This is a genomic window from Azospirillum cavernae, assembly GCF_003590795.1.
GTDB lineage: Bacteria > Pseudomonadota > Alphaproteobacteria > Azospirillales > Azospirillaceae > Azospirillum > Azospirillum cavernae.
Window position 1 is genome coordinate 214709 of record NZ_QYUL01000002.1, and the last position, 14003, is coordinate 228711.

Here is a 14003-nt window from a genome sequence, read left to right on the forward strand (position 1 = left end):
AGTCGTTCGAGCCGTGTCACGCGATCATGAGGCAGCCGCCGGGCGGGGTATTCTCTGATGAGCGCACAAGATCAGGATGACATCCTCGCGATTATTGAGGATGACGAGCCGACGTCCAGCGCCGCGCCCCCGGATCGGGTCTGGCGGATGCTTCTGGTCGATGACGACGACGAGGTGCACCTCACCACCGCCTATTCCCTGCAAGGCGTTGAGATTCTTGGCCGCAAGCTGGAGCTGTCGCACGCCCGATCCGGGGCGGAGGCGCTGGAGCTGTTGCGCCGCGATTCCGATTTCGCGGTGATCCTGCTCGACGTCGTGATGGAGACGCCCGACGCGGGCCTGCGGCTGGTCCGCATGATCCGCGAGGATCTGGCCTTGAGCAGCCCGCGAATCATCCTGCGCACCGGCCAACCCGGCTACGCCCCGGAAATGGCGGTGATCCGCGATTACGACATCAACGACTACCGCACCAAATCGGAATTGACGCGCACCCGGCTGCTGACCTCGCTCTATGCGGCCTTGCGCGCCTACAACCACATCCAAGCGCTGGAAACCAGTCGGCGCGGGCTGGAACAGATCATCGGCGCGTCCGCCGAGCTGTTCCGCCGCAACTCGCTCACCGCCTTTTGCGAAGGCATCTTGACCCAGTTGGGCGGCCTTCTGGACATTGAAGCCAGCGGAATCGTGCTGGCCCGTACCAAACCGGCGCTCAACGGCCTGCGCCACGAGGTGGGAAGCGACGAGCCGGTCATCCTGGCCGCCGCCGGTCCCTTCCGCCATCTGGCGGGCGCGCCGTTGAGCCAGATCCCCGACGAATCCCTACAGACGCTGCTGCGGACAACGCTGGAGCAACGGACCAGCATCTTCCAGGATCACGCCACCGTTTTGCACATTCGGGGCCGGTCCGGGGACGATCTGGCGATCTTTTTGGCGACCGGCCGCAAGGTTGGCGCGGTGGGGCGGCAGTTGCTGGAGGTCTTCTCGTCAAACGTGGCGTTGGGGTTCGACAACGCGTCGCTGCTCGACCACATCCGCGCGCTGGCCTATTTCGACCCGCTGACCCGCCTGCCCAACCGCACCCTGTTCCAGGACGAGGTCGCCGCCTCGCTGACCCGCCTGCGCTCGGAAGGCGGCGGCAGGCTGGCCATCCTGTTGATTGATCTCGACCATTTCCAGACGGTCAACGACGGGCTGGGCTACCGCACCGGCGACGCCCTGCTCCAGGCTGTCGCCCTAAGACTGCATGACAGCTTCGCCGAAGCGGGCGCGGTCAGCCGCTTGGCGGGCGACCTGTTCGGCGTGCAGGTCCGGCTGCTCAACCAAGGCGACGAGAACATCCTGCTGCGCGCCATCCAACACTGCTTCGCCGAGCCGTTCCTGATCGCCGGGCACCCGATCACCGTCCGGGTCTCGGGTGGCTACACGCTGGCCGACGCCGCCGAACTGGACGTGAACCGCCAGATTCGCCGGGCCGGGATCGCGTTGAAACGGGCCAAGCGCGACGGGCGTGACAACATTCTCCACTTCGACGCGGCGATGGAGGATGAGTTGCACCGGCGCCTGTCGCTGGTCAACCGCATCGCCGAAGCGCAATCGACCAACCAATTCTCGCTGATGTACCAACCGCAGTTGCGCCTGTCCGATGGCGCCGTCATCGGCGTGGAGGCCCTGTTGCGTTGGCGGCGCCCGGATGGAAGCTGGATCCGCCCCGACACCTTCATTCCGGTGGCCGAGGACGCCGGCCACATCGTGTGGCTGGGCGAATGGGTCCTGCGCGAAGCCTGCCTGCACCTGACTCGGTGGCATCAACGGGGGCTTGGCCGTCTGCGCATGGCGGTCAACGTGTCGGTGCGCCAGTTGCGCGACGACCATTTCCTGTCCATGACCGAACACGTGCTGAAGGAATGCGGGGCCGACCCGACCGACATCGAGCTGGAGATCACCGAAAGCAACGCGATGGAGGACGATCACATCCTGTCGGTGGTGCAGACGCTGCGCAAAATGGGGTTCAGCATCGCCATCGACGATTTCGGCACCGGCTATTCCTCGCTGTCGCGGCTTCAGAAGCTGCCCGCCTCGGTCCTGAAAATCGACCGTTCTTTTGTCATGGACATCGACCACCGGCCGGAAAACCGCTCCATCGCCGCGATGATCGTCAAGGTGGGGCATGAGTTGGGCATGATGGTTCTCGCCGAAGGGGTGGAAAGCCCGACACAGGAAAACACGCTGCGGGAACTGTCCTGCGATTCCGGGCAGGGCTACCTCTACGCCAAACCCCTGCCCTTCGACGCGCTGGAAATCTGGCTCCAGAGCCGCAAACTCGCCGCCCTGTGACGGCGGCCCGCGTCAGCCGCCCGGAGACGTCTCCGTTGAATGGATCGGCGCGACCCGTGGCAGAATCATGGTGAATGTGGTCCCAAGCCCAACCCGGCTTTCCACCGTGACGCTGCCGCCCAGCACCCGCGTGACGATGGCGTAAACAATGTGCAGTCCAAGGCCGCTGCCGCCCGCGCCGAATTTCGTGGTGAAAAAGGGATCGAAAATGCGTGGCAAAATGGCGGCGGGAATCCCCACCCCGTCGTCGACCACGCACAGCCGAATCCGGTCGGCGTCCCCTGCTTCCTCCAACCTCTGCGCGAACACCCGGATGGAGCCGCCCTCCGCGCCCTCGGCAAAGGCGTGCAGCATGGCGTTGGCGACGAGGTTGGTCAGAATCTGCCCCAGGGCGCCCGGATAGCTGTCCATGACGATGCCCGGCGGCAAATCAAGGGTGAAGACCACCGGCGACCGCTTGTAGCTGGGCGCCAGCATGGCGATGATCTCACCGCACACCACATCCAATTCGAAGGTCCGGCGCAACTCGCTGGTCTGATCGACCGCGACCCGCTTGAACCGGCCAATCAACTCGGCGGCGCGCGTCAGATTGCCGACCAACAGCCGGTTGGCGGTGTTGAAACTGTCGGAATAATCGCGCAGCACCGACCGCCGCAGCTCCTTCCCTTCCAACAGGGCGCGGAATTCGGTGATCTTGTCGCCCAGCGTGGTGGCGACGGTCAGGCCATTGCCAAGCGGCGTGTTGATCTCATGCGCGATCGCCGCGACCATCCCGCCCAACGCCGCCATATTTTCCGTGCGCACCAGCTCGCTTTGCGCCCGTTGCAGGGTTTCCAGCGCGTCACGCAACTCCTGGGTGCGTTCGGCGACCGTGCGCTCGACCTCCTCCATCTGGTGGGCTTGGCGTTCGATGAAGCGGAGCCGCTCGGCCTCATGCTCCTTCAGGGTGCCCAGCGCCACCGTCATACGCCCGACCTCGTCCATCCGCCGGGCGACGGGAATCGGCACGTCCACGACACCGGCGGCCAACGCCGTCACGCTGCGGGTCATCGCCCGAATCGGCGCGGTGACGCCCCGGACGATCAACGCCAGCAAGCCGCAAATCGCCATCAACAGGCCAAGCCCCATCAGGGCGATGTTGCGGGCGCGCTCCAAAATCGCCGCCTCAGCGCGGGCGGTGGCAAGGCGAAGCTCCAGCGCGCCGATCCGTTGCTCTCCCGGCCCCTGCCGATGACGAAGCGTCTCATGCTCGACAATCAGCCCTTGGGCGGGCGCGGAAAAATCGCCGAAGGCGGCAAACACCACGTCATCCTGATCCAGAATCCGCATCGCGGAAAAATCAGGGTCGGACAGAATCGGCTGCAACACCGCTTCCGCCGCCATGCGGTCCATGTTCCACAGCGCGTCGCCGGCGCCGCCCGCCAGCAGAGCCACGGTTTGGCGCGCCCGCTCGCTCAACGCGCGGCGGGCGTCCTGGTCGGAATAATCAATCGCGACCACCACCGACACCGCGACCACCAGCAGCAACGGGGCGCAAATCAGCGCCACCGTGCGCGCCAACAGACTGCGGTCAAAGATGGTCGGCATCCCGGTTCTCCCGATGGCCATTGGCGCGGACGCCCACATGACCACCCGGAGGACCAGGGGTCAGCGTCGAACGCCCCGCTTGCGATAGCCGCGCCCAACCGGCGCCGGGGCGGGCGCGCCATCGGGGGATTGTGGCCGCAAACGCGACCAATTCCAACGGAGGCTTGTCACCTCGGGCAAACCGTCGCGCAGCACGGCGACGATGGCCGGAGCGGCGTCGATGCCCACGCCCTCATGACAGGCGAGCACATTCCAGTTGAGCGTCTTCTGGTCCAAGACTTCGATGGTGAGGCGCATGACACTCCCGTTGGCAATCGACCGAAGGAGACGAGACCCTACGCGTGATTTGTGACCGTATCGTTTCGATTGTCTGACGATTGAAGGGTACAACCAAGCCCGCCGATCATTCCACGCCTTTTTCGACCTGGAACTCCGCCTTCATCCGCGCCACCCGGTCCGTGTTGGCGGCCATCCAGGCGTTGAACGCGGCGATCACGTCGGGACGCTTGATGGACGACAGATGGTAATCGCTGCGGGTGTGCGGCAGGCCAGGATCGAAGACCAGCGCGCCGGGCTTGTGCAACACGCGTTCAAGCTGGTGGTTGACCACCGCGACGTTGGCGTAAGCGCCGTTGTTGCGCCCGGCGATGGTCGTTTCCAACAAGGCGGGGAAACTGTTGTTCTCGTGCAGGGAGACTGTTCCCGCCATGATCCGGTCCTGCCAGTCCCAGGCGGTGAAGCCGCGCATCAGCCCCAAGGACCGAACCGCGTCAACGGTCATGCCCTTGCTGGCCGGAACGACGCTGACGCCGTCGACATAGGCGATCACCGGAACGCTGTAAACGACGTCATGCCCCGTCTTCTGGCTGGCCGACCACATCGCGTTGTCGGGGAACTTCAGGTCAATGTTGCCCGCCAGCAGTTCCGAAAACAGTCGGACCACCGGCAAAGCCTTGTACTCAAGCCGATAGCCCTTGTCCTGGGCGAAAGCGTCGAGCAAAACGCGGGCAAAGCCGGTGTACTCGCCATTCTCGTAACTGTAAGCCGGGAGGTACTGACTGCTTTCCACGCCAACCGTCAAAGTCTGGGCGCGGGCCGGAAGCGCCGTCAGCAAGACGGAGAAAGAGAGGCCCATCATCAGGCTGGAAAACATTCGGTTGAACATCATGGTCAATCCCATCCAAAAGCAAAATGCGCTCTCGGCATGCTTACGCCGGTCCAACGACCGCGATGGGTCAGTTTTATGATTTTTTGCCGAACGCCGCGCCTTGACCTCCGGCATCGGACGGCGGACACAAAAACTTTACAAAACCGCCGCAAGAATTCAACAGGCCAGGGGATAGAAGGGAACGCTGAGGACAGACGGCGCCCGTTTGATCCCAAGGCTTGCGGACATGTCCTGATGACGATTGAGCCAGACAACGGACCAGCCGGATCCGACGCGGCGGCCATCCACCCAGATGACGGCGCGGCCAACGATCATCTGACGATCATCGAAGACGGCCCCAACGACGGATCGCCCGAACCGGACGCGCGCTGGCTGCTTCTGATCGTGGACGACGATCCGTCGGTCCACTCGATCACCCGCTTCGCGCTGGAGGATTTCCGCTTCGAGGGGCGGCGCCTGTCCTTCCTCAGCGCCTACAGCGGCGGAGAGGCGAAGGCGATCCTCAGCGACACGCCGGACATCGCCGTGGTCCTGCTCGACGTCGTGATGGAAACCGACACCGCCGGGTTGGAGGTGGCCGAACACATCCGGGGCCGACTCGACAACCGCTTTGTCCGCATCATCCTGCGCACCGGCCAGCCGGGGCAGGCTCCCGAACGGGACGTCATCGTCAATTACGACATCAACGACTACAAGGCGAAGAACGAGCTGACGGCGCAAAAGCTGTTCACCGCCGTCCTGGCGGCGCTGCGCGCCTACAACCAGATCGCCGCGCTGGAAATGAGCCGCCGGGGGCTGGAGAAAATTCTCGCCGCCTCCACCACCCTGTACGAACAGCGCTCCGTCGCGCAGTTCGTCGATGGCGTGGTTTTGCAAATCCGCTCGATCATTCACGACGCGCAAGGGGCGTTGCTGTGCGCCGTCAGCGGACGGCATTTCAACGGCGATCTGGACGATGTGCGGGTGGTGGCGGGAATAGCGCCCTTCGCCTTCCGCTCCGGCGTGCCGATCCGCACCACCCTGCCCGACGCGGTGTGCCATGAAATCGCCGCCGTGCTGGAGCGGGAGGAGAGTTTCTTCGCCGACGACCGTTGCATCATCTTTTTCAAGACGGCCAACCATTCGGCCAGCGTCGTCTATCTGTGCGGCCACCGCCCCTTGACGGTGATCGACCGCAAGCTGCTGGAGGTCTTTTGCTCCAAGGTCGCCATCGGTTTCGACAACGCCTATCTGTTCGAGCAGATCACCCACGAAAAGACTCACGACGCCGTCACCGGGCTGTGGAACCGCACGGCCTTCGTCGAGTCCCTCAACGCCCGGCTGGCCGACGTCGATCATCGGATCGAGATGGCGATCTGCGTGCTGGATTGCGACCGCTTCCGCGACGTCAACGAAAGCCTGGGCTATGAGGCGGGCGACCGGCTGCTGGCGACGCTGGCGCGGCGGATCGAATCGGCGCTTGACGACGGGGATGGGGGCGGGGGCGACGTCGCCGCCCGTCTGGGGGCCGACCAGTTCGTCGTGCTCAAGCGCGGCGACCGCGCGGCGTTGGAGATCTGGGCGGAACGGCTGATGGCGGCGGTCGGCGCCTCGCTGATTCTGGATGGCTGCGAGGTGATCCCGTCGATGGCCGCCGGCCTGACCATGGTCAGCGACGACCGCCGGGCCGAGGATCTGATCGCCGACGCCGACCGCGCCATGCGCGGGGCCAAATGGCTGGGCGGCGGGCGCTATGAATTCACCGTCCACCGCCCGCCTTTGAGCGGCGAAGGGCGGTTGATGCTGGTCACGCAGTTGATCCACGCCATCCGCCGCCACGAGTTCGAGCTGTTCTACCAGCCCATCGTGCGCACCGCCGATGGCCATCTGTGCGGGTTCGAGGCGTTGATCCGCTGGCGCCACCCCCATCGCGGCCTGCTGGCGCCGGGCGCCTTCATCGGCGTGGTCGAGGAAACCGGCTTGATCCTGCCGCTGGGCAGTTGGGTGTTGGACCGCGCCGCCCGGCAATTGGCCGAATGGGGGGCCAGCATCCCCGGCGCGGAACGCTTGCAAGTCAGCGTCAACGTGTCGGCCCGCCAATTCATGAATCACGATCTGACCGGGGAGGTCGCGGCGGTGCTGGCCCGCACCGGCTTGGCCCCCGAACGGCTGAAGCTGGAGATCACCGAAAGCCTCATCATGAACGAGCCGGACACCGCCGAACGGCTGTTGCGCGCCCTGAAGGCGTTGGGCGTTCATCTGGCGCTCGATGATTTCGGCACCGGCTATTCCAGCCTCAGCTACCTCGACCGCTTCCCCTTCGACGTGCTGAAGATCGACCGCTCCTTCGTCAAGGCGATGCTGCACCGGCGGGAAACCATGACGGTGGTGCAGGCGATCTGCACGCTGGCCAGCAATTTGGGCATGGAGTTGGTCGGCGAAGGGGTGGAGGCCCAGCCAGAAGCCGACGCGCTCGGCGCGCTCGGCTGCCGCTGGTCGCAGGGCTATCTGTTTGGCCGCCCGATGCCAGCCCAGGAGGCCGCCGCCCTGATCCACCGCAGCGCGCCGCTGCTGCTGGCTCCCGCCGACTGACCCACCGCCGTCAGGGCGCGACCAGCGGCAGCCACGCGACGAAGCGGGCGCCGCCGCCCTCGGCGTCCTCCACCCGGATGCCGCCGCCCAGCCGTTGGGCCAGCAAATTGAAAACGATGTGCAGGCCAAGCCCGGTGCCGCCCTGCCCGCGCCGGGTGGTGAAAAACGGGTCGAAGACGCGCGGCTGGACGTCCGCCGGAACGCCGCCGCCATTGTCGGCCACCACCAGTTCCAGCGCGTCGCCCGCCAACGGCTCGACCGTGATCGTCATCCGGCGCGGACGACCATCGGTCCAGGCGCCGCCGGGGCCGGGCGCGAAGGCGTGGGCGACGGCGTTCATCACCAGATTCGTCAACACCTGCGCGACCGCGCCCGGATAGCTGTCCAACTCCAGATCGGGCGGACAAGACAGGGCGACGCCCACCGCCTCCTTGCGCAGCCGGGGGTTCAGGCTGAGCATCACGTCGTCCAGGCATTGAGCCAGACGAAAATGGCGGCGTTCGTCGCTGGTTTGATCCACCGCGATCTGCTTGAAGCCGGTGATGAGTTCGGACGCGCGGCGGATGTTCGCCTCCATATAATCCGACGCCTCCAGCGCCGCGCCGACGAAGCGGTCGATGTCGGTGCGACGGATGCTGCCGCCGCCCGCCAGCGCGCCGAAACTCTTGGCCCGCTCGCCAAAGGCGGTGGCGGCGGTCAGGGCGGAGCCGATGGGGGTGTTGATCTCATGCGCCACCCCGGCGACCAGCGCGCCCAAGGCCGCCATCTTTTCCGACTGCACCAGGCTGGCCTGCGCCTCGCGCAGATGCTCGTTCGTCGTGGCCAACGAATGGGCGACCGCCTGAAGCAGATCAATGCCGGTGACGATCCCGGCATAGGCCCCGTCCTCGGTCACGATGAATCCGGTGTGCAGCGCCTTGGGGTTTTGCGTGAACAGACGGCGGCTGACCTCGTCCACCGTCAAGGCGGCGTCAACGATCAAGGGGTCGCGGTCCATCATCTGGGTGATCGGCTTGTGGCCGAACAGGTCGCGGCCATAGCGCGCGGCGAAGCGCGACATGAAGCCCAGCCGGTCGATCAAACCAACCGGACTCCGTCCGCGCAGCACGGCGAAAGCCGGAACGGAACGGTCCTCTTCAAACAGGCGGGCGACCTGCTTGCCCAGCGTCTCCGGCGGGATGGCCGGGGCGGGGCGCCGCAAGGACCGGACAACGGCCACATCTCCACCCGCCACCGACATAAGCACACCCACCACCTGATTGACGCCAACGGCGATGGGTAGCAGACGCGCGTTACAGTTTTCCGCGCGGGCGACGATCACGCGGACGACGGGCCGTCAAACGCTCAGCGCCGCCGCGCCTCGGCGGTCAGGCGCGGACCGGCGCTCAACTCCTCCCGGCGGCGTGTTCCGAAGCTGGGTTCGACGCGGGTCTCGCGCGGCGCCTCGTCGGCGGGACGTTCGACCGGCGACGCGCCGCGACCGCTGCGCCACCAGGCGAAACCGATTCCCCCCAACGTCGCCGCCAGCAATCCCATGACGCCATAGCGCAGGCCGCTGGTCATCCAGCCAGGCATCCCGGCGGGACCCATCGCGGGCGGCTCGACCAGCGGGGCCGGTTGCCCTGCGGCAGTCGTCGCCGTGACCGCCGCGCGGGGCGCGGCCAAGGGAACGGGACCATCCGCAGCGGCATGGTTCACCGGGGTTTCAGCGACGGATCCTTGCGGTTGGGCAGAGCGCGCCGGACTGCTGCCCCCGCTGCTGGACGAGGAGGGCGGAGCCGAACCGAATTGCGCCATGCCGCCGACCGTCTCGTTGCCGCTGTCCACCCGGTGGGTCGGGACGGCGCGGGGAACGACTTCCTTGTCGCGCGGAGACTGGCCGATCTGGCTTTTCGACAGGCTGCCCATGGTCGGGGCTGCTTTTTTCTCGCGGTCGCCCATCATCCGGGCGGTGGTCGCGGCGTCGAGCTGGCCGGTGGCGGGCAAGCCGACCGACTTCTGATAGGCGCTGAGCGCGGCACGGGTTTGCGCCGTCATCTGGCCGTTGGCCCGACCGCCGATGTCGAACCCCTTTTCCTTCAGAATGGTCTGCGCCCATTGGATGTCGGCGGTCGCGGACTGCGCCCGCGCCTCCGTCACCCCGGCCAAACAAACCACCGCCGTCGCTGCGACGACGACGCGCAGCGTCCGCCACCGATCCCCAGACATGCTTCTCCCCTTCCACCCGTGGCGTTCCGCCACGACCGATGCCTGTCAACGGTGTTACCAGATTGCGGCGGCTTTCCGGTCGCGAATTTTGGAACGCGGCCATGTCCGTCGCGCAGCGTTGCCAAAAAAGCGCGCCCATAAATGGAAGGACGGGCCACCGCGTGTTAGCCTTGGCCCTTGGGGGCTTCGGACAAGGGACAGGGTCATGACCATGGTGAAAAGCGCGGTTCTGCTGGCGGGCGTCACGCTGCTGGCCGGTTGCAGCAGTCCCCCGTCCTACCGGGAATGGACCGCCAGCAAGGAGGTTCCCAGCGTGGCGTTCGACGAATGCACCGAAGAGGTGGACGTCACCATGCGCCTGCGCGGCTATCCCAACCGCCCGCTGCCGGAAACCCCGCAATTCCAGTACCGCAAGGAAATCTTCGGCCAATGCATGCGGCGCAAGGGCTACACGACGGAATGACCGCTCCCTACCGCCCCGGAGTCGCGTACCGCAGATAAGCCAGCCCGCCGACCAGCAGGCCGATCAGGATCACCGCCAGATAAAAGCGCACCGGCAGCGGCACCCTCTCCTTGCCTTTGACCGTCGCCGGTCGCGACGGATCGCGCGGTTTGCCTCTCGTCGGTTTGGCGGCGGGGGGCGGCTTGCGGACGCCCTTCTGAGTCGGGTCGTAGAGTTCGATCAGCGTCCAGTTGAACTCCATGCCCTCGTAATCGGCCTCGGCGTTGTAGTCCAACTGGATCAGCCGGAAATAGGCGCGCGGGTTGACGCCGATCATCGTCTCGAACCGCGCCTTGGCGTGGGGCAACTCCTCCCCCACCTCCAGGGTTTTCCAGCCCTTGCCGCGCGCCTTCTGGATCGCGAACCGGGTGGGGTGGGATGCGGGGGGAGCGGCCATGATCGGGAACGGTGCGTCGCGGCGGGTCAAAGAGCGGACGCGCACTCTAGCACAGCCCGCCCGCCATGGTAGGATCGCCGCGCCATGGGTGTTCAAACCATCCTCGCCCGGTCCCCTCCGCGCCGGTCAGGCCGTCGGCACGGCGTTCTTGCGGATGACCTTGGCGTACCAGTCGTAGCTGGCCTTGGGTGTGCGGGTCATCGTCTTGCGGTCCACCTGGACCAGCCCAAAATGGCGGCGGTAGCCCTCCGCCCATTCAAAATTGTCCAGCAGGGTCCAGACCAGCCAGCCCTTGACGTTGGCCCCCTCGTCCATCGCCTTGCGGGCGGCGAGCAGATGTTCGCGCAGGAAGGCGATGCGGTCGCCATCCTCGACCCGACCGGAGGGGCCGACGGTGTCGACGTAATCGGCGCCGTTTTCGGCGATGTAGACCGGCGGATTGCCGTAGCTTTCCTGCAACTCGCCAAGGATCTCGGCCAGTCCGTCCGGTTCAAACGGCCATTCCATGGCGGTGCGCCGCGTCCCTTCCGGGGGCGAGCCGTAGCCCGTGCCGAACAGCCCCTGCGGGTCGGGCTGCTGGTGCATCCGGCTGTAGTAATTGACGCCGAGGAAATCGAGCGGCTGACGGATCGCCTCCAGATCGCCGGGCTTGGCGATGGCGGCGAACTCGGCCTCCAGCTCCTCCGGGTAACGGCCCTTGAACAGCGGGTCGAGGCAGGAGCGGTTCCACAGCGCGTCCCACATCTTCGACGCCGGGTAATTGGCGTCCAGCCCGCCGACCGGCCAGGAGGGTTGCAGCGACAGCACGGTGCCAAGCCGCCAGCCCTTGCCCCCGCCAACCGCGCGCAGGGCCGCCAACGCCTTGCCCTGCGCCAAATTCTGGTGATGGATCGCCGTCAAGCAGTTCGTCCGCCCGGTGACGCCCGGCGCGTGCAGGCCAAGCCCATAGCCGAAGATGGCGACCACCGACGGCTCGTTCAGCATGGTCCAGTTTTTGGCCCGGTCGCCCAGCCGGGCGGCGACGGTCAGCGCGTAGTCGGTGAACCACGCGGCGCTGTCGCGGTTGAGCCAGCCGCCCTTGTCTTGCAGGGCTTGCGGCAAATCCCAATGGAACAGGCAGGGCCACGGCTCGATCCCACGGGCCAGCAGCGAATCGGTCAGACGGTCGTAGAAATCCAACCCCTTTTGATTGACCGCTCCGGTCCCCTGCGGCAGCACGCGCGGCCAAGCGATGGAAAAGCGGTAGGCCCGCATCCCCGCCTGGGCCATCAGATCCACATCCTCCTGAAAGCGGTGGTAGTGGTCGCAGGCCATGTCGCCGGTGTCGCCGTTGGCGATGCGGCCAAAGCTGTGGCTGAATTTGTCCCACACGCTGGGGCCGCGCCCATCCTCAGCCACCGCCCCTTCGATCTGATAGGCGGAAGTCGAGCAGCCCCACAGGAAGCCTTCGGGAAAGGGCTTCATCGTCCCGACGCCGGGAGCCGCCAGAACCCGCGCCCCGCCGCCCGCCGACGCCAGGGTCGCCGTCGCCGCCGCCACTTTCAGGAACGTCCGCCGCCGCATCACACCGTCACTCCACCATAGCCACGCGCGCGCGCCATTCTTTGGCCGCCGTCCCGCCGCGCACTCTAAGCCGCGCGGCGGCTTTCGCAACGGATGGATTGACGCGATCTTGTTTATAGGACTATAAACTTAACAATCAACGCCATCCATGCGCCCGCAGGCTCCCCGCCTACGGGCGTTTTTCGTTTCAATTTGCCCTCTGCGGAGTGAGCCAGCCATGCCGACCTTTTTGCCGCGCGACGAAGATTTTCATCCTATCCCCGCCTTGCGCCTGAAGCCGGGCGGCGCCCACGCCGTGCCGGTGGGCGACAGCAGCGCCCGCAACGCCGCCGCCTTCGCCGCCGACACCCGCGTGATCGCGGTGCACAGCGACGTTCCCGCCTTTCTGCGCAGCGGCGACGCTGCGGTCAGCGCCAGCGCGTCCGACCATTTCCTGCCCGCCGGGACCTATCTCTATCTGTCGGTCGGCGACAACCGGCAGAGCGTCCGCCACACCCACATCGCCGCGTTGGCCGCCGATTCGGCGCCCGGAACGCTGCGCGTGTCCGAGATGGAGTGAGCGCCATGCTGATCCGTCTTGGCCGGGGGCTGGCCCCGCTGGCCGCCCGCCTGTGGCGCGTCGTTCTGCTGACCAGCCAGTCCGGCGCCCGCCTGTCCACCGAATCCGGTTTTCCCCTGCGCGCGGAGTGATCCCATGCCCGCCTTGCCCATCAGCCAGCTTCCCACCAGCGCCGCCCTGACCGGCGTTGAACTGCTTCCCGCCGTGCAGGACGGCGCCACCGTGCGCGCCACCGTGGCGCAACTGCGCGCCGGTCTGGCCGAGGTCGCCCACGGCCACGCGCTGGCCGACGTCAGCGGCCTGCCCGCCGCGCTGGCCAGCAAACGCGCGGTCGGTCGGCGCAGCCTGTGGCTTCCCGCCGCCACGCTCAACGCCCCGGCCAGCGGCGGCGCGGTCGCCGGATCGACGGACAGCCCGTCCCACGGAGTGGTCCTGCGCACGCTCGACTTCGCCGCCGACGCGGTGACGACGGCCCAGGCTCTGATCGCTCTGCCAAAAGCCTGGAACCGGGGAAGCCTCACCGTTCAACCCCTGTGGACCGCCAGCGGCGGCGGTGGGTCCGTGGTCTGGTCAGTCGGCGGCGTGGCGCTTGGCGACGGCGACGGGTTGGACGCGGCGGGCGGCGCGCCTGTGACGTTGACCGACGCGCTGACCACCGCCGACGCCCTGCACGCCGCCCCGGAAAGCCCGGCGATCACGCTGGCCGGAACCCCGACGGCGGACGGGTTGACGCTGTTGACCATCGCCCGCGCGGCCGAGGACGCCGCCGACACGCTGGACGCCCCGGCCCGGCTGCTGGGGCTGCGCGTTTTCTACCTGGTGGACGCGGCCAGCGACGATTGAACCGTGTGATGATGATCGACGCCGACGCTCGCCGTCGCCATAGGCGGCGTCCGTCCGCTGCGGTATAGTCGCGTTCATGAACGGACTTTTCCCTATCCTCATGATCGTGGCGATGCTGGCGGTGGTCGGCTCGCTCTTCGTCGGTCTCTTCTTTATGGCGCGCGGCGGCGGGGGCGACCCGCAACGCTCCAACAAGGTCATGCGCGTGCGCGTGGCCTTGCAGGGGCTGGCCCTGCTGCTGTTCGTCATCGCCATGCTGACCCAAGGATAA

Annotated in this window: 14 protein-coding genes; 7 read left to right on the forward strand and 7 right to left on the reverse strand. The window is 66.7% G+C overall.

What is annotated here, in order from left to right:
* The first annotated feature begins 57 nt into the window (after window positions 1-57).
* Entirely contained in the window at window positions 58-2334 is a 2277-nt protein-coding gene (locus D3877_RS12410) for a GGDEF/EAL domain-containing response regulator (protein ID WP_119831117.1), read from the forward strand.
* Between the two features lie 12 nt (window positions 2335-2346).
* Here the strand turns inward: D3877_RS12410 and D3877_RS12415 are convergent, their stop codons facing one another.
* The 3 genes from D3877_RS12415 to D3877_RS12425 all read right to left on the reverse strand — a co-directional run bounded on the left by D3877_RS12415 (window position 2347) and on the right by D3877_RS12425 (window position 5089).
* A complete protein-coding gene (locus D3877_RS12415) occupies window positions 2347-3921 on the reverse strand; it encodes a sensor histidine kinase (RefSeq protein WP_119831118.1) in 1575 nt (524 codons plus the stop codon).
* A 60-nt stretch (window positions 3922-3981) separates the two neighbouring features.
* The gene (locus D3877_RS12420; RefSeq protein ID WP_119831119.1) at window positions 3982-4218 is read right to left on the reverse strand and encodes a hypothetical protein; all 237 of its coding nucleotides are present in this window, start codon (window positions 4216-4218) and stop codon (window positions 3982-3984) included.
* Between the two features lie 106 nt (window positions 4219-4324).
* Window positions 4325-5089 carry a transporter substrate-binding domain-containing protein gene (locus D3877_RS12425; protein ID WP_158599903.1) on the reverse strand — a complete coding sequence of 255 codons (765 nt, stop codon included), beginning with the start codon at window positions 5087-5089 and terminating at the stop codon, window positions 4325-4327.
* Window positions 5090-5323: 234 nt separating this feature from the next.
* On the opposite strand from D3877_RS12425, the gene D3877_RS12430 reads away from it, so the two are divergent.
* Entirely contained in the window at window positions 5324-7660 is a 2337-nt protein-coding gene (locus D3877_RS12430; RefSeq protein ID WP_158599905.1) for a GGDEF/EAL domain-containing response regulator, read from the forward strand.
* 10 nt (window positions 7661-7670) lie between these two features.
* Here D3877_RS12430 and D3877_RS12435 read toward each other — a convergent pair whose 3' ends face one another.
* Both D3877_RS12435 and D3877_RS12440 read right to left on the reverse strand, forming a co-directional pair.
* Window positions 7671-8915, reverse strand: coding sequence for a sensor histidine kinase (locus D3877_RS12435; RefSeq protein ID WP_147395181.1), 1245 nt, complete (start codon window positions 8913-8915; stop codon window positions 7671-7673).
* Window positions 8916-9004: 89 nt separating this feature from the next.
* On the reverse strand, window positions 9005-9868 hold the full coding sequence (locus tag D3877_RS12440) for a peptidoglycan-binding domain-containing protein (protein ID WP_119831123.1): 864 nt from the start codon (window positions 9866-9868) through the stop codon (window positions 9005-9007).
* Between the two features lie 205 nt (window positions 9869-10073).
* Between D3877_RS12440 and D3877_RS12445 the strand changes: the two genes are divergently transcribed.
* A complete protein-coding gene (locus D3877_RS12445) occupies window positions 10074-10331 on the forward strand; it encodes a hypothetical protein (RefSeq protein ID WP_119831124.1) in 258 nt (85 codons plus the stop codon).
* 7 nt (window positions 10332-10338) lie between these two features.
* On the opposite strand, the gene D3877_RS12450 is transcribed toward D3877_RS12445, so the two are convergent.
* Both D3877_RS12450 and D3877_RS12455 read right to left on the reverse strand, forming a co-directional pair.
* Window positions 10339-10767 carry a hypothetical protein gene (locus tag D3877_RS12450; protein ID WP_119831125.1) on the reverse strand — a complete coding sequence of 143 codons (429 nt, stop codon included), beginning with the start codon at window positions 10765-10767 and terminating at the stop codon, window positions 10339-10341.
* Between the two features lie 126 nt (window positions 10768-10893).
* Window positions 10894-12330, reverse strand: coding sequence for a GH1 family beta-glucosidase (locus D3877_RS12455; RefSeq protein ID WP_119831126.1), 1437 nt, complete (start codon window positions 12328-12330; stop codon window positions 10894-10896).
* 217 nt (window positions 12331-12547) lie between these two features.
* Here D3877_RS12455 and D3877_RS12460 point away from each other — a divergent pair, with 217 nt between their 5' ends.
* The 4 genes from D3877_RS12460 to D3877_RS12470 all read left to right on the forward strand — a co-directional run bounded on the left by D3877_RS12460 (window position 12548) and on the right by D3877_RS12470 (window position 14003).
* Window positions 12548-12889, forward strand: a complete 342-nt coding sequence (locus D3877_RS12460; RefSeq protein WP_119831127.1) for a hypothetical protein — start codon at window positions 12548-12550, stop codon at window positions 12887-12889.
* Window positions 12890-12894: 5 nt separating this feature from the next.
* Window positions 12895-13020: a hypothetical protein gene (locus D3877_RS30845; RefSeq protein WP_274379630.1), complete on the forward strand. Its 126-nt coding sequence runs from the start codon at window positions 12895-12897 to the stop codon at window positions 13018-13020.
* Between the two features lie 4 nt (window positions 13021-13024).
* Entirely contained in the window at window positions 13025-13732 is a 708-nt protein-coding gene (locus D3877_RS12465; RefSeq protein WP_119831128.1) for a hypothetical protein, read from the forward strand.
* A 76-nt stretch (window positions 13733-13808) separates the two neighbouring features.
* Window positions 13809-14003: a twin transmembrane helix small protein gene (locus tag D3877_RS12470; RefSeq protein ID WP_119831129.1), complete on the forward strand. Its 195-nt coding sequence runs from the start codon at window positions 13809-13811 to the stop codon at window positions 14001-14003.

Bases quoted from the DNA above. Each gene is read 5' to 3' on its own strand.
- D3877_RS12410 (WP_119831117.1), top strand. From the start codon at position 58: ATGAGCGCACAAGATCAGGATGACATCCTCGCGATTATTGAGGATGAC.
- D3877_RS12415 (WP_119831118.1), bottom strand. From the start codon at position 3,921: ATGCCGACCATCTTTGACCGCAGTCTGTTGGCGCGCACGGTGGCGCTG.
- D3877_RS12420 (WP_119831119.1), bottom strand. From the start codon at position 4,218: ATGCGCCTCACCATCGAAGTCTTGGACCAGAAGACGCTCAACTGGAAT.
- D3877_RS12425 (WP_158599903.1), bottom strand. From the start codon at position 5,089: ATGATGTTCAACCGAATGTTTTCCAGCCTGATGATGGGCCTCTCTTTC.
- D3877_RS12430 (WP_158599905.1), top strand. From the start codon at position 5,324: ATGACGATTGAGCCAGACAACGGACCAGCCGGATCCGACGCGGCGGCC.
- D3877_RS12440 (WP_119831123.1), bottom strand. From the start codon at position 9,868: ATGTCTGGGGATCGGTGGCGGACGCTGCGCGTCGTCGTCGCAGCGACG.
- D3877_RS12445 (WP_119831124.1), top strand. From the start codon at position 10,074: ATGACCATGGTGAAAAGCGCGGTTCTGCTGGCGGGCGTCACGCTGCTG.
- D3877_RS12450 (WP_119831125.1), bottom strand. From the start codon at position 10,767: ATGGCCGCTCCCCCCGCATCCCACCCCACCCGGTTCGCGATCCAGAAG.
- D3877_RS12455 (WP_119831126.1), bottom strand. From the start codon at position 12,330: ATGCGGCGGCGGACGTTCCTGAAAGTGGCGGCGGCGACGGCGACCCTG.
- D3877_RS12460 (WP_119831127.1), top strand. From the start codon at position 12,548: ATGCCGACCTTTTTGCCGCGCGACGAAGATTTTCATCCTATCCCCGCC.
- D3877_RS30845 (WP_274379630.1), top strand. From the start codon at position 12,895: ATGCTGATCCGTCTTGGCCGGGGGCTGGCCCCGCTGGCCGCCCGCCTG.
- D3877_RS12465 (WP_119831128.1), top strand. From the start codon at position 13,025: ATGCCCGCCTTGCCCATCAGCCAGCTTCCCACCAGCGCCGCCCTGACC.
- D3877_RS12470 (WP_119831129.1), top strand. From the start codon at position 13,809: ATGAACGGACTTTTCCCTATCCTCATGATCGTGGCGATGCTGGCGGTG.